Annotated in this window: 17 protein-coding genes and 1 pseudogene; 14 read left to right on the top strand and 4 right to left on the bottom strand. The window is 61.1% G+C overall.

Annotated elements, in window-relative coordinates; translation table 11 throughout:
* Both BM062_RS22675 and BM062_RS22680 read left to right on the top strand, forming a co-directional pair.
* Positions 1-293: pseudogene (locus tag BM062_RS22675) on the top strand (hypothetical protein); the annotation flags it as partial.
* A gap of 198 nt (positions 294-491) precedes the next feature.
* A complete protein-coding gene (locus tag BM062_RS22680) occupies positions 492-1679 on the top strand; it encodes an acyl-CoA dehydrogenase (RefSeq protein WP_092401307.1) in 1188 nt (395 codons plus the stop codon).
* Here the strand turns inward: BM062_RS22680 and BM062_RS22685 are convergent.
* Positions 1676-2998, bottom strand: a complete 1323-nt coding sequence (locus tag BM062_RS22685) for an Nramp family divalent metal transporter (protein WP_092401409.1) — start codon at positions 2996-2998, stop codon at positions 1676-1678. The two genes, BM062_RS22680 and BM062_RS22685, sit on opposite strands and share 4 nt — an antisense overlap.
* Positions 2999-3125: 127 nt before the next feature.
* Between BM062_RS22685 and BM062_RS22690 the strand changes: the two genes are divergently transcribed.
* The 4 genes from BM062_RS22690 to BM062_RS22705 all read left to right on the top strand — a co-directional run bounded on the left by BM062_RS22690 (position 3126) and on the right by BM062_RS22705 (position 6409).
* Positions 3126-3551 (top strand): DUF4019 domain-containing protein, encoded by a 426-nt coding sequence (locus tag BM062_RS22690; protein ID WP_092401310.1) that lies wholly within the window; start codon positions 3126-3128, stop codon positions 3549-3551.
* 388 nt (positions 3552-3939) lie between these two features.
* Complete coding sequence (locus tag BM062_RS22695) at positions 3940-4842, top strand: LysR substrate-binding domain-containing protein (RefSeq protein ID WP_092401313.1); 903 nt, start codon at positions 3940-3942, stop codon at positions 4840-4842.
* A 211-nt stretch (positions 4843-5053) separates the two neighbouring features.
* The gene (locus BM062_RS22700; protein WP_092401316.1) at positions 5054-5623 is read left to right on the top strand and encodes an AAA family ATPase; all 570 of its coding nucleotides are present in this window, start codon (positions 5054-5056) and stop codon (positions 5621-5623) included.
* A gap of 159 nt (positions 5624-5782) precedes the next feature.
* Positions 5783-6409, top strand: coding sequence for a cupin domain-containing protein (locus tag BM062_RS22705; RefSeq protein ID WP_092401319.1), 627 nt, complete (start codon positions 5783-5785; stop codon positions 6407-6409).
* Between the two features lie 15 nt (positions 6410-6424).
* On the opposite strand, the gene BM062_RS22710 is transcribed toward BM062_RS22705, so the two are convergent.
* The 3 genes from BM062_RS22710 to BM062_RS22720 are packed head-to-tail and all read right to left on the bottom strand — an operon-like array spanning position 6425 to position 9880.
* Complete coding sequence (locus BM062_RS22710; protein ID WP_092401322.1) at positions 6425-7939, bottom strand: ATP-binding protein; 1515 nt, start codon at positions 7937-7939, stop codon at positions 6425-6427.
* Positions 7917-8627 carry a response regulator gene (locus tag BM062_RS22715; RefSeq protein WP_092401325.1) on the bottom strand — a complete coding sequence of 237 codons (711 nt, stop codon included), beginning with the start codon at positions 8625-8627 and terminating at the stop codon, positions 7917-7919. Before BM062_RS22715 ends, BM062_RS22710 begins: the two co-directional genes overlap by 23 nt.
* A gap of 5 nt (positions 8628-8632) precedes the next feature.
* Entirely contained in the window at positions 8633-9880 is a 1248-nt protein-coding gene (locus BM062_RS22720) for an ABC transporter substrate-binding protein (RefSeq protein WP_254785219.1), read from the bottom strand.
* 557 nt (positions 9881-10437) lie between these two features.
* Between BM062_RS22720 and BM062_RS22725 the strand changes: the two genes are divergently transcribed.
* The 8 genes from BM062_RS22725 to BM062_RS22760 all read left to right on the top strand — a co-directional run bounded on the left by BM062_RS22725 (position 10438) and on the right by BM062_RS22760 (position 19022).
* Complete coding sequence (locus tag BM062_RS22725; RefSeq protein ID WP_092401331.1) at positions 10438-11697, top strand: ABC transporter substrate-binding protein; 1260 nt, start codon at positions 10438-10440, stop codon at positions 11695-11697.
* Between the two features lie 245 nt (positions 11698-11942).
* Complete coding sequence (locus tag BM062_RS22730; RefSeq protein WP_092401334.1) at positions 11943-12866, top strand: carbohydrate ABC transporter permease; 924 nt, start codon at positions 11943-11945, stop codon at positions 12864-12866.
* A gap of 12 nt (positions 12867-12878) precedes the next feature.
* On the top strand, positions 12879-13772 hold the full coding sequence (locus BM062_RS22735; RefSeq protein ID WP_092401337.1) for a carbohydrate ABC transporter permease: 894 nt from the start codon (positions 12879-12881) through the stop codon (positions 13770-13772).
* A gap of 20 nt (positions 13773-13792) precedes the next feature.
* The gene (locus BM062_RS22740; protein ID WP_092401340.1) at positions 13793-14914 is read left to right on the top strand and encodes an ABC transporter ATP-binding protein; all 1122 of its coding nucleotides are present in this window, start codon (positions 13793-13795) and stop codon (positions 14912-14914) included.
* Positions 14915-14924: 10 nt separating this feature from the next.
* Positions 14925-15890, top strand: coding sequence for a glucosamine kinase nucleotide-binding domain-containing protein (locus BM062_RS22745; protein ID WP_092401343.1), 966 nt, complete (start codon positions 14925-14927; stop codon positions 15888-15890).
* Positions 15887-17020 carry an N-acetylglucosamine-6-phosphate deacetylase gene (gene nagA / locus BM062_RS22750; RefSeq protein ID WP_092401345.1) on the top strand — a complete coding sequence of 378 codons (1134 nt, stop codon included), beginning with the start codon at positions 15887-15889 and terminating at the stop codon, positions 17018-17020. Before BM062_RS22745 ends, nagA begins: the two co-directional genes overlap by 4 nt.
* Positions 17013-18023, top strand: a complete 1011-nt coding sequence (locus BM062_RS22755) for an SIS domain-containing protein (RefSeq protein WP_175501131.1) — start codon at positions 17013-17015, stop codon at positions 18021-18023. The genes nagA and BM062_RS22755 overlap by 8 nt, the downstream gene beginning before the upstream one ends.
* Positions 18024-18032: 9 nt before the next feature.
* Entirely contained in the window at positions 18033-19022 is a 990-nt protein-coding gene (locus tag BM062_RS22760; RefSeq protein ID WP_092401348.1) for a Gfo/Idh/MocA family protein, read from the top strand.
* The last annotated feature ends 29 nt before the right edge of the window (positions 19023-19051 follow it).

Consider the following 19051-nt stretch of genomic DNA (forward strand, 5'->3'; position numbering starts at 1 on the left):
CCCAGTGGGGGATGGGAATGCGCGACAGCCAGACGCGCAAGCGCCACCGCCTTGCCATCTTATTGCTCATCGCTGCGCTTGCAACCTACGCGCTTTGGCTCATTGGGCTAACCGCCTTGGGCCAAGGCTACCGGCTCGCTTATGGCAGTGCCAAAAAATCCGCCTCCACTCTATCAATCCTGTCACTCGCCCGTCACTGGCTGACGGATCGGAACGCATTACAGTTTCGATACTGTCTATACAACCAAGCCGAAAACGAACTAATGGATAGAGTGAAAACTTATGAGATTTGAGGGGAAGGGTCAGGGTCAGAGTAATTTTCGCAAAGGACGCGAAAAAAAACTCTGACCCCATTTAACTGCGCAGTTGGGACTTGAACCGTTGCGAGCGGAAGGTATCAAGTAATATGACTGGAACTTTAGTACGATAGCGACGCCGGCGCCTGTCACAAGATAAGCCGCCAGCACACAACAAAATCTCGGAGAAAACCCATGCCTACATCACACGCCAGCTTCCATTGGGACGACCCGCTCCTGCTAGAACAGCAGCTCAGCAGCGAAGAACGCCTGGTGCGCGACAGCGCAGCCGCCTACGCCCGCGACAAGCTGGCACCGCGCGTGCTGATGTCGTTCCGCAACGAGCAGACCGACGCCGGCATTTTCCGCGAAATGGGCGCGCTCGGCCTGCTCGGCGCAACCATTCCCGAAGAATACGGCGGCGCCGGCCTGAACTACGTCAGCTACGGCCTGATCGCCCGCGAAATCGAACGCATCGACTCCGGCTACCGCTCCATGATGAGCGTGCAAAGCTCGCTCGTGATGCTGCCGATTTTCGAATTCGGCAGCGAAGCCACCAGGCAAAAATACCTGCCGCGGCTAGCCAGCGGCGAACTGATCGGCTGCTTCGGCCTGACCGAACCGGACCACGGTTCCGATCCCGGCAGCATGGCCGCACGCGCACGCAAGGTCGACGGCGGCTACCAGCTTACCGGCAACAAGATGTGGATCACCAACAGCCCGATCGCCGACGTATTTGTGGTCTGGGCCAAAGACGACGAAGGCGCGATCCGCGGTTTCGTCCTTGAAAAAGGCTGGAAGGGATTATCGACGCCGGTCATCCACGGCAAGGTCGGCTTGCGCACCTCGATCACCGGCGAGATCGTCATGGACCAGGTGTTCTGCCCCGAAGAAAACGCCTTCCCCGAAGTGCGCGGCTTGAAAGGCCCGTTTACCTGCCTCAACTCGGCACGCTTCGGCATCGCCTGGGGCGCGCTCGGCGCCGCCGAATTCTGCTGGCACGCGGCGCGCCGGTACACCATGGACCGCAAACAGTTCGGCCGGCCGCTGGCCGCCAACCAGCTGGTGCAGGTGAAGCTGGTGAACATGCAAACCGAGATCACCATGGCGCTGCAGGGCTGCCTGCGGCTGGGCCGCATGAAAGACGAAGGCAGCGCCTCGGTGGAAATCACCTCCATCATGAAACGCAACTCCTGCGGCAAGGCGCTGGACATCGCCCGCGTTGCGCGCGACATGTTGGGCGGCAACGGCATTTCCGACGAGTTCGGCGTGATCCGCCACCTGGTCAACCTGGAAGTGGTGAATACCTACGAAGGAACGCACGACGTGCACGCGCTGATCCTGGGGCGGGCGCAGACCGGCATCCCGGCATTCGCCAACTAGCCGAGGCCGAATACCTGCAGTACCAGCCAGATATTCGCGCCTGAAATCAGCACGAACAGCAGCCACGACACGCCGGCCGTCAGCCACGAATTGGCGAACACACCCATCACATCGCGCCGGCTGGTGAGGCGGATCAGCGGATACATGGCGAACGGCAGCTGCAGGCTCAGCACCACCTGGCTGAGCACCAGCAAGCGCCCCACGGAATGCTCGCCCCATGCCAGCACGCCGGCCATGGCCGGCGCCAGCGCCAGGCCGCGCGTCAGCAGGCGCCGCTGCCAGCACGGGATCTTGAGGTTGAGGAAACCCTCCATGATGACCTGGCCGGCGATCGTCCCGGTAAATGTCGAACTCTGTCCCGAGGCCAGCAGCGCCAGGCCGAACAGGATGCCGGCCGCGGCGCTGCCGGTGATCGGATCGAGCAGGCGGTATGCCTGGTCGATATCGATCACCGCCGTATTTCCGGTAGCATGGAATGCGCTCGCCGCCAGCACCAGGATGGCGCCGTTGACCAGCAGCGCCAGCAGCAGCGAGACAATGGTATCGAGCCGCGACAGCTGTATCGCCTGCCCGCGGCTGCGGTCATTTTTTTCCACCACCCGCGTTTGCACTATCGACGAATGCAGGTAGAGATTGTGCGGCATCACGGTAGCGCCGAGGATGCCGATCGCCAGGTACAGCGGCTCCCGGCTCGACAGCGCGCTCAAGGATGGCAGCATGCCGGCGGCCACCGCATGCCAGTCCGGCTTCAGGAACACCAGCTCGACAAACAGGCAGGCGGCGATGGTCAGCACCAAGCCGAGGATGATCGCCTCGATCTGGCGGAATCCTTTGCCTTTCAATCCCAGCACCAGCAGCGTATCGAACGCTGTCAGCAACACGCCGACCGGCAGCGAGACGCCGAGCAGCAGCTTGAACGCCAGCGCACATCCCAGCACCTCCGCCAGGTCGCAGGCGATGATGGAAATCTCCGCGAAAAACCACATGCCCTTGCTGACGCGCGGACTGTAGTTCTCGCGCGAATGCACCGCCAGGTCCTTGCCGGTAGCAATACCGAGGCGCATGCTGAGGCATTGCAGGACAATTGCCGCCAGGCTGGACAGCAGCACCACGAACAGCAGCTGGTAGCCGAACTGGGATCCGGCCTGGATCGAAGTGGCCCAGTTGCCGGGATCCATGTAGCCGACCGAGACCAGCAAGCCGGGCCCGACGAACCTGAGGATTTTTTTCCAGAACGGGCCGCTGCTCGGGACGGCAACGGTGCCGGCAACTTCGGAAGGACAAAATGGGGCGGTGGCGGTGGTCGGCAAACGATACATGGAGGCATCCTGATAGTGTTGCCCCAATTCTATAGTGTCACGGGCATTGCGCATGCCTGCTCCAACCCCTATGATTTGAACGTACTTTCCAATCCAATAAGGCAGCAGCTCATCCGGAGTAAGAAAAATGAAAACGATACTGACGCTGGTCACCGCTGCGCTGCTGACCGCTGCTGCTCCCTCCTTCGCCGCAGACCCGCAAGCCGAACTCATCCAGCAAGCCGAAACCGCGGCCAAAACCTGGATGGCGCTGACCGATGCCGGCAAATACGGCGAAAGCTGGGAGCGCGCAGGCACATTCTTCAAGACCGGCATCGCAAAAAACACCTGGGAAACCGGAGTCCGCTCATTGCGTGCGCCACTCGGCACGGTAAAGGCGCGCGAGCTGAAAAGCACGGAATATGCGACCACCCTGCCCGGCGCGCCGGACGGCGAATATGTCGTGATCCAGTACGAGACGCAGTTCGAAAACAAAAAATCGGCGACCGAAACCGTTACGCCCATGCGCGAAAAAGACGGCAGCTGGAAAGTCTCGGGCTATTTCATCCGCTGACAGCGGCAAAGGAAACGTAGTGCGGGGGATGCGAAGGGAAGGAAGCAGAATAGAATCGCAGGCTAGGCGGCCTGGATTGCCCCAGGATCCGAAAGCCACCTCGTGAGGGCCTCGAAATCTCTTAAAACAGGGCGCCTTGTGGGCAGATCTGGAACATAACCAGAAATCGTTTCAAGCAACCGGCAGAACAGGTCTGCCCGCGCGTTCATTGAATCTCGTTCAATGTAGAATCCGGTGTGGGTTATTGTATTGTCGGCCATGCCAATAACAACATCTCCAATGCAGACAGTGTCACAAGAATGGAATATCATGTCCACTCACAAATTTGTATGCGCCATAGCAGTTTGTTATAGAGCGTTACAACCACATCCTGCATTGGCATAAGATCATGATCCGTTTCAGACAAATCGAGGCTTTCCGCTCACTGATGATTTCCGGCACCAGCGTCTCTGCGGCACGTCGCCTGCACGTTACCCAGCCGGCGATCAGCCGCCTGATCGCAGATCTAGAGGCCGACCTCGGTTTTCGCCTGTTCAACCGGGCCAAGGGGCGCCTGGAGCCAACCAATGCCGGCGTGCGCTTTTATAAAGCGGTGGAAGAAAATTTCCTGGGGCTGGAACGGCTGATGCAAGTGGCGGGCAATATCCGCCATGAAGCGCCGGAAGGCCTGACCATCGCCTGCCTGCCGGTGCTGTCCACCACCCTGCTGCCGGAAGTGCTGCAACGTTTCTTCAAGCAGCATCCCGATGTCTCGGTCAAGATCGACAGCTGCACCGTGCCCGAGATCCTGGTCGGCCTGCAGGACCTCAAGGTCGACATGGCGCTGAGCCTGGCGTTTCCGCCGTTTGCCGGCATCGAGGTCGAACCGCTCATGGAAGCCAGCGTGCTGTGTGCCATGCTGGCCAGCCACCCCCTGGCGCAAAAGGAAGTCATCCTGCCGGAAGACCTGGACGGCGAAAACGTGATCGGCTGGATGCCCAACAGCGCGCAATCCTACGACCGTGAATTGTCGACGCTGAAATCGGCCGCGATCCGCCCCAATTACACCATCCAGACGCATACCTCGCACACCCGCTACGCCATGGTCGCCAACGGCTTCGGCGTGGCCATCGTGGAACCGTTCGCAGCGAAGATCTGGCTCCCCCACGGCGTCGTCACGCGGCCGTTCAAGGCTGACATCAACTACAAATACGTGCTCGCCTACCCGAGCGGCGGCATCCGCTCGGAACTCGCCCACGACCTGCGCGAAGCCGCGGTCCATGTCGCGAAAAACTATAACTTCGGCCTGTAGCAGAAAGCCGCATTGCCATCCGCATAATCAACATCGCGGGTGCAGTTTTTTCCCTACGCGGTAGCGTCCTCTTTCCGCTTGGGCGCCAGCGCCCACCCTATTCGGCTGGAAGCGGACATGCCAAACTTGCTTTACACACCCTACCCAACTTGATGAGGCCGGCGGCCTGGCAGCAGCGCCGGCGATCTGTAACGCCAACTAGGGAGTCACCATGACCGTAGATCCTAAACAATTGATTGTTATAACCGGAGGCCCCGGATCGGGAAAAAGCACGTTGATTGATAGCCTGGCGCAGGCCGGCTATGCGCGCTCGATCGAAGCAGGCAGAGGTGTCATACAGGACCAGGTGGCAATTGGCGGACATGCATTGCCATGGCAAGACACCGCGTCATTTGCTGAGTTAATGCTGTCTTGGGAAATGCGTTCATACCACCTTGCGGCAAATATGACCGGACCGGTTTTCTTCGACCGCGGCGTACCGGATGTGGCTGGATATTTACAGTTGCTGGGGCTGGAGATACCCGCGCACGTGGAAAAAGCAGCATTAGCTTTTCGCTACCATCCGCAAGTATTCATTGCGCCGCCATGGCCGGAAATCTTCTCTCAAGACAAGGAGCGAAAGCAGACATTTGAAGAAGCCGTGCGTACCTATGATTCCATGGTCGCCATTTATGCAAAGTATGGCTATGAACTGATCGAGCTGCCGCGAACGCCAGTCGAAGAAAGGTTGCGCTTCATCTTGTCCAGGCTGCAATCTGGAGCGTTCGGATCGGCGCAATGAATTTTTTTGAATGCAGGCAATGCGTCATGGTGAATGCATCCGGCCGTTTGAGGGCGTTAAATCCATCATCCCCTGCAAAAATCAATTCTAAATATGTGCTAGCCTAGCCGCTCTCTGTGTCGCAAAAAACCATGACTTCGGCCTATAAGAGGAACCAGAATGTATTCGCCTGAAAGACTGATTGAAAATTTAAGCGTTTACATCGAAGAATTGAAAGACCTGGTTTCGGCAGGAACGGCCGGCGCTGAAAAAAACCGCTTGCATATAGAAAAATCGAATATAGAAGCCTACGTAGGAAAACTCGAAACGCTTCCTGCAAACCAGCGCCTGACTGCAAAACATATTGAACAGGGACTCGCACTGGAGCCCCACCCCGAGGGCGGCTTCTATCGCGAATTCATCCGCACCGGCGCCTGCACCGTGATTTTCTACCTGCTGCCCGAGCAAGCCATTTCCAGCTGGCACAGCCTGCAAGACACCAAAGAGAGATTCAAGCTGATCTCGGGAGATGCTTTATGCATCCCGAAAATAGATGGCGGCGGGCTGTGGAAATCGGAAGAAAACGTCACGTATGAAAATGACGTCGTCATAGAAAAGAACGACGGCTTCGGCGACTGGTTCGGCGCCTACCCGGCTGGAGAATACGGACTCGTCACCTGTGAATGCAAAGGTCCGTTCGAGTTCGCGAAATTCAAGATTGCCGGGCCGGAAGACCTGGCGGCATTTCGCGACGAGAATCCCCGGCACAGGCAAACCATCGACAGGCTTGCGCCGAAAAACGGCTGACGCCCCAAAAAATTGCTAATCCGCAGGCAGGACGATGGTAGCCACCAGGCCGCCGTCGGCATGATTGCGCAGCTGCAGCTCGCCGCCATGCGCCTGCACGATGTTGCGCGCAATGCCCAGGCCCAGCCCCATGCCGCCGGCATTCTGGTCGCGCCCGTGCTCCAGCCGGGTGTATGGTTCGAACAGGCTGTGCAAGGCTTCTTCGGGCACACCGGGACCATGGTCGCGGATCTGGATCTGGATATTGTTTCCGGATGCATTGATCAGGCCGGCGACCGAGATTTCCACCTTCTCGCCATAGTGCAGCGCATTATCGAACAGGTTGCCGATGGCGCGCTTGAGCGCCAGCGGCTTGGCCATCACCGTCAGGCCCGATTCGGCAAACGCGACTTCGTGCCCGGCCATGCGGGCGTCTCGTATCATGCGCAAGATCAGCGCATCAAGCTTTACCTCGGTGCGGTTTTCATGGATATCGCTATCCTTGACCGATTGCAAGGCGCCCTTCACCATCATGTCGAGCTCATCCAGGTCTTCGTGGAATTCGCTGCGCAGATGCTCATCGTCCAGCAGCTCGGTGCGCAGTTTCAGGCGCGTGATCGGCGTGCGCAAATCGTGCGAGATCGAGACAAACAGGCGTTCGCGATCATCCAGGTAGCGCTTGATGCGTTCGCGCATGGACCTGAAGGCGCGCGCGGTCTTGATGAATTCGCGGCTGCCGGTTTCCGGCAATTCAGGCGCGGCCTCGCCTTTGCCGAATGCTTCGGCGGCGTCCGACAGCGCCGCCAGCGGCCTTGTGGTCCAGCGCACCACCAGGATCGACAGCAGCAGCACGGTAGCCAGCGACAAGCCCTGCAACAGCAAACGCTCGGGCGATAGCGGGTTATCGCTATCGAGAAAATAGGGATTGGGCATAAGCGCCGCCAGGTACAGCCAGTTGCCGGGTTCGAGTTCGGTCTGGATCACCAGCACCGGCGCCGGATTCGGCTTGATCAGCAGCGTGTGCTGGACCCAGCTGTCCGGCAGGTCCGCCACCTGCAAGCCTTGCGGCGACACCACCAGGTCGTCGGGCCAGGCAAACGCCAGGCGGAAACCCGGCAGGAACGGCAAGTCGGTTTTCAGGGTGGCGCCGATCTCGGCCAACGCCATGTTGGCCAGGGTGTTGTCGGCGATCGTGTGGATAGTCACCGGACCGTCGTTGGTGTTCACAAAAAAACGGGTGCCGCCCATCTCGCGCAGTTGCTGGATCAGGATCGGCCGGTAATTCGCCGGCAGGCTCATGAAGAAGCGGACCGCGCTGGCCGCGGTGTGCGCCAGGTGCTGCGCCGCGGTCCTGGTTTCGACTTCCGCCTTGCTGCGCAGCTGTGCCGACCAGATCAGGCCGCCCGCCAGCTGCGTCACCAGCACCCCGAACACCATCACCACCGAAAGGCGGCCCAGCAGCGTATGCGGCAGCAGCCAGGACAGCAGCTGGTTATACCAGGCCGACCAGCTACGCTTGGGCGCCGCCTCAGATCTGCGCAGCGGCCACATCGGCGGAGAATACGTAGCCGGCGCCGCGCACGGTCTTGATCAGGTGCGGATCTTTGCCGCCGTCGTTCAGGCGCAGGCGCAGCTTGCTGATCTGCACATCCAGCGACCGGTCCAGCGGGCCGACATCGCGGCCGCGGGTTTCCTCGCACAGGACACCGCGGTCGAGCACGTCGCCCGGATGTTCGACAAAATATTTCAGCAACTGGTAATCGAGTCCGGTCAGCGCCACCAGCTGGCCGTCAGGATCGCTCAAGGTGCGTTCCACCGTATCCAGCGTGAAGCCGACAAAGCGGTAGTAGCGCGGCGCCACCGCGCTGTCGATGCCGGTGCGGCGATGGATGGCCTTGATCCGCGCCAGCAGTTCACGCGGGCTGTAGGGCTTGGCGATATAGTCGTCGGCGCCCAGCTCCAGGCCGACCACGCGGTCGGTCTCGTCGGAGCTGGCGGTAAGCATGATGATGGGAACGTTGGACTTGCGGCGGACGGTCTTGCACAAGGCGAAGCCATCGGTATCCGGCAGCATCACGTCCAGGATCACCAGCGACAGTTCTTCAGCGTAGCGCTGGAACTCGGCCAGGAACGCCTCGCCGTTATGCGCCAGGCGCACTTCGTACTGGTTCTTTTCCAGGTAGGCTTTCAGCAGCGTCCTGGTTTTCTGGTCATCGTCAACGATCAATATCTTACGCATTTGGCCTATTGTTCCTGCTTTCCGGTTTTCGACACAGAGCGGGCGATGCTGGCCAGCTTGCGCTGGATATCGCTCTCGCTCATCTTGTCATCCACAAAATAATGGTGCACCTCGGCCACGATGGCGTCTTTCGCGGTTTCGTCGGCGGCCATGCGGTGCACCAGGCTCGGCGCCTGGAATGCGCTGCCCTTGCTGAACGCGCTCCAGGAAGCGCGCGCGCAGCTATCCATTTTCGACAAATCCGGCGCACGCCATACCGGGATCGCGCCCTTGACCTGATTGTAAGCGCTTTGCACCGGCTGCGACATGATCAGCTGCGCCAGCTTTTCCTGCGCCGGCTGGTGCGAATAGTCGCCGGCGAACATGGCCAGGGTATCGACGCTATATAGATGGTAGTCTGCCGTGCCCGGCACCGCCGCACAAGAAAAATCCTGGTCGGTGTTCAAGCCCCAGGCCAGCAGCTCGCCTTTGGCCCAGTCGCCCATCACGAACATGGCGGCGTCGCCGTCCGCCAGCTGGCGCGTCGCCTCCGGCCACGGCCGCTCCCGCAGCGGCTGCGGCATCCACTGCTTGAGCGACCGCAAGCGCTTCAAGGCATGGGTCATGCGCGGGTCGCCGAACGCGGCCGGATTCAGGTCGACAAACAGGGAGCGGTAATAGACCGGGCCGCTCTCCGCCAGCACCAGCGTTTCAAACAGGGTGGCGACCTGCCAGGCTTCGCTGCTTTGCGCCAGCGGCGTGACGCCGGCCTGCTTGAGTTTTTCCGCCACCCGCTCGAATTCGGGCCAGGTCCTGGGCGCCGCCAGGCCGAGCCGGTCGAAAATCTTCTTGTTATAAAACAGGTTATTGATGCGATGTATGCCGAGCGGCGCCGCCACTACGTGGCCGCGGTTATGCACCAGCGACCATACCGTCGGGAACAGCAGCTTCTGCCAGCCGCCCGGAGTGGCGACGTCGTCCAGTTCCAGCAACAGGCCGAGATCAGCCCATTCGCCGAAGACAATGCCGTTGAGCTGGGTCGCCTCGGGCGCCTTGCCGGCCAACACCATGCTCTTGAGCACCTTGCTGGCGCCCAGGCCGGCGCCGCCGGGAATGGCCAGGTCGCGCCACTGGATATTTTCTTCCGCGAGCCGGCCTGCCAGCACGTCAACCGACTTGCGTTCCCCGGCCGAAGTCCACCAGTGCACCACCTGCAGCGACGCTGCCGGCTGGCCCACGCCGGCAACCGGCGTCGCTACGGCGGCATCGGCCATGCCCGCCGAGTACTGCAACAGGCAGCCGATTGCCCAAGATGCGAGCCATTTGCGCGATCCTGCGGACCAGGTTTTCGCGCCTCCCCTTTTATTAGCGTATCGCTTGTCAATCATCGAGCGCCTTATTGATTTTTTTATAAAAACCTGCCCTGCCTCCCCCCAACATCGCGTGTGACTATAGCGCAAGTCGGGTTCACAACGTTAGCAGTCTTCTTGTTTTGTAAAGAAACGTAAGCATTCGTAATTTTATCTATACTGGCCTAAGCAGGGCATTACCGCGATTTGACCTTATTGCCGGATGAAACAGCCGCAACTCGCCGGCAACACTGTAAAGATATGTAATCCGCGCAAATCGCCGATTTTAATTTTCCTGAATAAAATCAAAAGCTTATGTAATTTGCATAGATGCTTTCCAACTAAGATGGCGACACATTTTTTATGGTGCTAATGTCTGTGCGCGGCGGTTTCACGGGCTTCATCCCCTGGAAAGCGCCGCACTCATAAAACCCCAAGCGATAGCGATAAATCCAAGCGGTAAAACCCAAGAGGAGACTTTGATGCAAACCATCAACCGAATTCGTACCATCCGCAATGCAGTGCTGATCGCCCTGGTGGCAGCCGGCACGGCGCAAGCCGGCACCTTGACCATCGAAAGCTGGCGCGTCGACGACAAGACTTTGTGGGAAACCGTGCTGATCCCGGCTTTCCAGAAAAAGAACCCTGGCATCGAAGTCAAATTCGCGCCGACCGCTCCTACCGAATACGACTCCAGCCTGACCGCACGCCTGGCCGGCGGCACCGCGGGCGACCTGATCGCCTGCCGTCCTTTCGATGTCTCGCTGTCCCTGTACAAGAAGGGCAACCTGGAAAAGCTGGACGGCAAGCCAGGCATGGAACACTTCCCGGCTTCCTCCAAGACCGCGTGGCAGACAGATGACGGCAAGGACACGTTCTGCATGCCGGTGGCGTCGGTGATGCACGGCTTCCTGTACAACCAGAAAATCTTCAAGGAACTGAACCTGCAGCCGCCAAAAACCGAAGCGGAATTCTTCAAGGTGCTCGACACCATCAAGAGCAACGGCAAATACACGCCGCTGGCGCTGGGCACCGCAGACCAGTGGGAATCCAGCCAGGTGGTCTTCACCGGCGTCGGCCCCAACTACTGGAAGGGTGAAGAAGGCCGCAAGGCGCTGATCGCCGGCAAGGAAAAATTCACCGATCCGAACTTCGTCAATGCGTTTGAATACGAAGCCAAGCTGGGCAAATACCTGTCCAAGGGCGCCAGCTCGCAAACCTACGGCGACAGCCAGAACCTGTTCGCGCTCGGCAAGGCAGCCATCTACCCTACCGGCTCCTGGGACATCGCCTACTTCAACACCAACGCCAAATTCGAGATGGGCGCCTTCCCGCCGCCAGTGCCTAAAGCCGGCGACAAATGCTATATCTCCGATCACAACGATATCGGCATGGGCGTCAACAAGAAATCCAAGAACAAGGAAGATGCATACAAGTTCCTGGCCTGGCTTGGTTCGCAGGAATTCGCCGACATCTATACCAACAAGGTCACCGGCTTCTTCTCGCTGTCGGACCACCTGATTTCGGTCAAGGATCCGGTCGCCAAGCAGATGATCGACTGGCGCAAATCCTGCTCGTCGACCATCCGCCTCAATGCACAAATCCTCAACCGCGGCGAGCCGAGCATGGAAAACCAGTTGTGGAACGTGAATGCCCAGGTCCTCAACGGCAAGCTGGCGCCGAAGGAAGCCGCGGCGCAGATCCAGACCGGCTTTGCAAAATGGTATAAACCGCAACAATAAGCACTGCTGTTCGCCGGCCGGGGAAGAGTTTAAGATTGACTCTACCCTGGCCGGCAAGCCACACAGCAGCCAAGGCTTGCCGCCGGGTAAGCCCGTGATCTACGGCACGGAAGTCAAAAATAAGCCGTCGTCATGCCCGTATTCCATGGTCGACCAAGCCGGGCGCGGATGAAACACGATCTCCCCCGTGTTTCATCCGCGCCCGCGGAGACCTGCGCATTTTTTTGCCATCACCGAAAACCCGAATGATTCTTCAAAACAAGAAATTCCCTTGGCACATCGTGGTATTCCTGGCGCCAGCGGTCATCATCTACTCCATGTTCAGCGCCCTGCCTTTGCTGGACACCCTGCGCCTGGGCTTCTACACCAGCAACGACGCCGGCGTCCACAGTTTCGTCGGCCTCGCCAATTACCATACCATCCTGTTCGATTCGGACTGGTCCAAGGCGTTCTGGAACGCCATGCTGAACAACGTGAAATTCTTTGCGATCCACATGCTGCTGCAAAATCCGATCGGCCTGCTGCTGGCCACCCTGTTCAGCCTGAAGGGCTTGCGCGGCGCGCGTACCTACCGCACCCTGATTTTCCTGCCGACCCTGCTGTCGGTGGTGATCATCGGTTTCATCTGGCAGCTGATCCTGTCGCCGTTGTGGGGCGTCGGCGAAGGCTTGATGACGCATGTCGGCCTGGGCGATTACTTTGCGCCGTGGCTGGGACAGGAAAGCACCGCATTGCTGACGCTCGGCCTGGTCTCGGTCTGGCAATACGTCGGCATCCCGATGATGCTGATCTACGCCGCCTTGCTGGCGGTGCCGGAAGAAGTGCTGGAAGCAGCCTATGCCGAAGGCGCCAGCTCGTTCCGCATCTTCTGGCAGATCAAGCTGCCGCTGATCCTGCCGACGCTGGGGCTGGTGACCATCCTGACCTTCGTCGCCAACTTCAACGCCTTCGACCTGATCTATTCGGTCAAGGGCGCGCTGGCCGGTCCGAACTACACCACCGACATCCTGGGCACCTTCTTCTACCGCACCTTCTTCGGCTACCAGGCGCAGATCGGCAGCCCGACCATGGGCGCGGCGGTGGCGACCCTGATGTTCCTGGTGATCCTGCTCGGCGTCGCCAGCTATTTCTACTTCGTGCAGCGCAAGCTGACACGCTACGAACTGTAACGAGGACAGCACATGACACCGATTTCCTCGCTCTCTTCCACCGCTGCCGCTGCCTCGGCGCCGGTGCTGCGCCAAAGCCGCTTCGCCAATCTCGGCCGCATCTGGGTCCATGTGGTGCTGTGCGCCTACGCCGTGATCGCGCTGTTCCCGATCGCCTTGATCATGATCAATTCGATCAAATCGCGCGACGCCATCTTCGACAATCCGCTGGCGTTCCCGACGCCGGAGACGTTCTCGCTGATCGGCTTTGAAAAGGTGCTGCACAACACCAACTTCATGCTGTACTTCGGCAATAGCCTGGTGGTCACGCTCGGTTCCCTGCTGCTGATCGTGCTGTTCGGCGCCATGGCCGGCTGGGCCCTGTCGGAATACAAGTTCCGCGGCAACCGCCTGATGGCGCTGTACCTGGCGCTGGGCATCATGATCCCGATCCGCCTGGGCACGGTCTCCATCCTGCAGCTGGTGGTCAGCCTCGACCTGATCAACACCCGCACCGCGCTGATCCTGGTGTACACCGCGCAAGGCTTGCCGCTGGCGGTGATGATCCTGTCCGAATTCATCCGCCAGATCCCCAAGGAGCTGAAAGACGCGGCGCGCTGCGACGGCGTCGGCGAATTCAAGATCTTCTTCCAGATCATCCTGCCGCTGATCCGTCCGGCGATCGCCACGGTGGCGGTGTTCACCATGATCCCGGCCTGGAACGACCTGTGGTTCCCGCTGATCCTGGCGCCTTCGGATGAAACCAAGACCGTTACCCTCGGCGTGCAGCAGTTCATCGGCCAGTATGTGACTGACTGGAATTCGGTATTGGCGGCGCTGTCGCTGGCCGTGATCCCGATCCTGGTCATGTACGTCATATTCTCCCGGCAATTGATCCGCGGCCTGACATCCGGCGCCGTCAAGTAATACAGAAAACGAGACATTCCATGGCAAACGTAAGCGTAAGACAACTCACCAAATCGTATGACGGCAAGCAGAACGTGCTGGCCGACCTCAACCTGGAAATCAAGGACGGCGAATTCGTGGTCCTGGTCGGCCCTTCCGGCTGCGGCAAATCGACCCTGCTGCGCATGCTGTGCGGGCTGGAATCGATCACCAGCGGCGAACTGTCGATCGGCGACCAGGTCGTCAACCACCTGCCGCCGGCCGAACGCGGCATCGCCATGGTGTTCCAGAGCTACGCCCTGTATCCACACATGAGCGTGTACAAGAACATGGCGTTCGGCCTGAAGATCGCCGGCGCCGACAAGGCCGCCATCGACCAGCGCATCCGCCATGCCGCCGGCATCCTGAAAATCGACCACCTGCTGGACCGCCTGCCGCGCGAACTGTCCGGCGGCCAGCGCCAGCGCGTGGCGATCGGCCGCGCCATCGTGCGCAAGCCGAAACTGTTCCTGTTCGACGAACCGCTGTCCAACCTCGACGCCGCGCTGCGGGTCCAGACCCGGCTCGAAATCGCCAAGCTGCACAAGCAGCTGGAAGCCACCATCGTCTACGTCACCCACGACCAGGTAGAAGCCATGACCCTGGGCGACAAGATCGTGGTGATGAACGACGGCTACATCCAGCAGGCGGGATCGCCGCTGGAACTGTACCAGCGGCCGCAAAACCTGTTTGTCGCGACTTTTATCGGCTCGCCCAAGATGAACCTGTTCAACGGCGCGATTACGGCAATCGAAACCGACCACCTGAAAATCAGGCTCAGCAGCGGCCAGGAGATCCGCGCCGATGTCGCCGCCGGCACGGCCAAGGCCGGCGACGCCGTGACGATAGGACTGCGGCCTGAACATATCCTGGAAAACGCGCATAGTGGTGAAGTATTCAGCGGCAAGGTCAGCATCGTCGAGCACCTGGGCGAAGCCAACTTCATTTATGTGACGCTGCAGGACGGCCAGGACCTGCTGGTGCGCGGCGACGGCAACAATCCGGTGCATATCGGCGATACCGTCACCCTGTCGGCGCCAAGCAGCGCCTTCCATGTGTTCGACGCCAAGGGCCTGGCGCTGGCGAGGTTAAAACCTGGAAACATGATTTCATCCAAACAATAATAGATACAATATGCGCCTTCAAAAAGGCGTGGGGGTAGAGTTGAAAACAGCGTACGAATATCTGATCGGCGTCGACGGCGGCGGCACCAAGACCCAAATCCGGGTCGAGCGCCCGGACGGCAGCCATGTCGCCGACGGCAGCAGCGGACCGTCGGCGCTGATGCACGGCACCAGCAAAGCCTGGTGCGCCATCGTCACGGCGCTTGACGGCGCATTCCAGAGCGCCGGCATCGTCCGGCCGCCCTACCAGGCGATCGCTGCCGGCTGCGGCTTGTCGGGCATCAACAATCCGCAATGGGCAGCGCAGTTTCGCGCCCAGAACCCCGGTTTCGGCGCCCTCGCCACCGGCACCGACGCCTTCACCACCTTGCTCGGCGCGCACCTGGGCCAGGCCGGCGTGGTGGTCGCCATCGGCACCGGCAGCGTCGGCGAAGTCTTGCTGGCCGACGGCAGCCGCCGGGAAGTCGGCGGCTGGGGTTTCCAGACCGGCGATGAAGCCAGCGGCGGCTGGATCGGCCTGCGCGCCGCCAACCATGTCGAACGCGCCCTGGACGGCCGTGTCGCGCCGGGTTCGCTGGCCCGGGCCATCGTGCGCTTTTGCGGCGGCGACGACGACGCCGGTGCCGATTTCAGCAGCAGCCAGAACCGGGAACGCGTGATCGCCTGGGTCAACAGCGCCAACCAAAGCATTTTTGCGCAGCTGGCGCCGCTGGTGGTGGCGCATGCCGGGCAGGATGAAGCGGCGCTTGCCATCTTGCACAAGGCCGGCCAGGAAATCGCCCAGATCGCCAACGCGCTCGACCCATCCCAGCAATTACCGATTGCCCTGTGCGGCGGCCTGGCCGCCCCGTTGCAAGCCTATTTGCCGGAACCGTTAAAATCGCGCGCGACCACGCCGCGCGCCGGCGCCGCGACCGGCGCATTGCTGCTGCTGCGCCAGCAGCTCTCAGCAGAGTCAGCAGGGGAAACAATATGAACGGCAACGCTACACAACTGCATGGCAATATCCTGACCAGCGACGGCTGGGTGACCGGCAGCATCGGCTTCAGCGACATGATCACGGAAATCAAAGGCAGAACAAACGAAAACCCGCAGGAACAGACACCGGCCAGCGGCGATTACATCTTGCCCGGCTTTATCGACCTGCACGTCCATGGCGGCGGCGGCAAGGACATTATGGAAGCCGGCGACGCCGTGCACGTGGTTTCGCGCCTGCACGCCCAGCATGGCACCACCAGCATGCTGGCCACCACCATGACCGCGCCGGCGGAAGAGCTGGAAGCGGCGCTGGGCGCAATCGGCCGCGCCTGCCGCGGCCGCCGCGCGGGCAGCGCACGGGTGCTGGGGGCGCACCTGGAAGGTCCTTACATCAATCCCGGCAAGCTTGGCGCGCAGCCTGATTTTGCAATTGCCGCGACCTTGGAGCAAGTCGACTGGCTGCGCAGCTTCGCCCCCTTGAAGCTGATCACCATCGCCCCCGAGATCAACGGCCACATGGCGCTGGTGAAGACCTTGTCGCAGCTCGGCATGCGGGTGCAGATCGGCCATACCCTGGGTACCTATGAAGATGGCGTGGCCGCCCTGAAAAACGGCGCGGCCGGGTTCACCCACCTGTTCAACGCCATGAGCTCTTTCCATCACCGGCAGCCGGGCATGGCAGGCGCTGCGCTGGCCCATGCCGAATACGCCGAACTGATCCCGGACCTGCTGCATGTCCATCCGGGCGCCATCAAGACCGCGCTGCGGGCGATTCCGCGCCTGTACTGCGTCACCGATTCCACCGCGGCGTCCGGCATGCCGGACGGCGAATACATGCTGGGCCGCCAGGTAGTCCATAAGTGCCTGGGCGGCGTGCGCCTGGGCGACGGCACCCTGGCCGGCAGCACCCTGACCATGGACCAGGCCTTGCGCAATCTGGTGTCGCTCGGCCTCGACCTGGCCGAAGCATCGCTGCGGGTCTCCACCTACCCTGCCGACTATCTCGGCATGCAGGAGCGCGGCCGCCTCAAGGAAGGCTGCTTCGCCGACATCCTGGTGCTGGATCGCCAGCTCAAACTCAAAGCCGTTTATGTAGAAGGAGAAAGAATTGACCTCGTTGATGCTTAAAGAAGCCCGCTCGGCGGCAGAACACGTCGCCTTGCAGCTCAGCCAGGACCGCGACCGCTACGCCGAACTGGGGCAACGCCTGCGGGCGGCGCCGCCGTCGACCATCCTGACGGTGGCGCGCGGCAGTTCCGACCATGCCGCCAATTACTGCGCCTACCTGATCATGGCCCGCTTGGGCCGCATCGTCGCTTCGCTGCCGCTGTCGCTGGTGACCCTCAACAAAGCGCCGCTGATCGCGCGCGATGCGCTCGTCATCGCCATTTCGCAGTCGGGCCAGAGCCCTGACGTGATCGAACCGATCCGCTATTTCCGCGACAGCGGCGCCACCACCGTGGCGCTGGTGAACGATGCCGCATCGCCGCTGGCCGGCAGCGCCGAATGGACCCTGCCCTTGCATGCCGGCGCCGAACTCAGCGTAGCGGCCACCAAGAGCTTTATCGCCAGCCTGGTGGCAGCAGCCAGGCTGGCCGCGCACTGGCAAGACGACGCTGCCTTCCTGGCCGCCATCGACGCCTTGCCGCAAGCGCTCACCGCGGCTACCCAGCTTGACTGGACGCCCGCTATCGAGGTCCTGGTGCCCTCCTCGCGCATCATGGTGGTCGGCCGCGGCATCAGCTTGCCGCTGGCGCTGGAATCGGCGTTGAAATTCAAGGAAACCTCGGCGATCCAGGCCGAAGCCTTCAGCGGCGCGGAAATCAAGCATGGTCCGATGGCTTTGATCGATGAGGGTTATCCGCTGCTGATCTTCGCCACGCGCGGACCGACCCAGGCCGGCCTGCTCAAGCTGGCCGAGGAAATGCGCGGCCGCGGCGCCAAGGTATTGCTGGCGGCGCCCGACGACGTGGCGGCGCGCGACCTGACCCTGCCGGTGGCGGCAACGCCGGATCTCGATCCGATCGTGGCGATCCAGGCGTTCTACGTGATGGCGGCGCAACTGGCGGTGGCGCGCGGCATGGATCCGGACCAGCCGCGGCACCTGAGTAAAGTGACCAAGACCGAGTAAGCAGAACCTATGCAGCAATCTGTCCGCTGGGGCATTCTCGGCACCGGAAAAATCGCCCGGGCTTTTGCTGCCGGCCTGCGCGACGCCCCCGGCGCCATCCTGCAGGCGGTGGCGTCGCGCAGCAGCGGCAGCGCCGACGCATTCGGCCGCGAATTCGACATAGAGCGGCGCCACGCCTCATACCAGGCGCTGGCCGACGATCCGCAGATCGATGTAGTCTACATCGCCACGCCGCATTCCATGCACGCCGAAAATGCCATCATGTGCCTGGAAGCCGGCAAACATGTGCTGTGCGAAAAACCGTTCACCATGAACCGGCGCGAAGCGGAACAGGTGATCGCGCTGGCGCGCCGCAACAGCCGTTTCCTGCTGGAGGCGATGTGGTCGCGCTTCTTGCCCGGCATCGCCGAAGCCAGGCGCATCGTCGCCGGCGGCGAAATCGGCAAGGTGCGCCAGGTGCAGTCGGATTTCAGCTTCGTCGGCGATTTCGGACCGGAACACCGCCTGTACAACCCTGGACTCGGCGGCGGCGCGCTGCTCGATATCGGCATCTATCCTTTATCGATCTCGACTTTTTTCCTCGGTCCGGTCGACGCCGTGCAGTCGGTTGCCGACATCGGCGCCACCGGCGTCGACGAGCAAACCGCGTTTTCCATGCGCCATCGCGGCGGCGGCTTGTCTTCCTGCGTCTGCAGCACTCGCGTCGCCGGCCCGGTAGAAATGACCATCTCCGGCGAGCTTGGCTACCTGCGCCTGCATACCGGTTTCCACCTGGGCGCCAGCTTGACCATAACGCTGGCGGACGGCAGCACGCGCAGCCAGCAATGTCCATTCATCGGCAACGGTTATGCGCACGAGGCGATCGAGGTGATGCGCTGCCTGCGCGCCGGGCTGATTGAAAGCCCGTTCATGACGCACGACGAGACGCTGGCGCAGATGGCTGTGCTCGATACGATACGCGCGCAAATCGGCGTGGCCTATCCGGCCGACCATGCCTGAGGATGCGAACCCGGATAGAATGAGCCAGC

The sequence above is a fragment of the Collimonas sp. OK412 genome, assembly GCF_900112135.1.
GTDB classification, from domain to species: domain Bacteria; phylum Pseudomonadota; class Gammaproteobacteria; order Burkholderiales; family Burkholderiaceae_D; genus Collimonas; species Collimonas rhizosphaerae.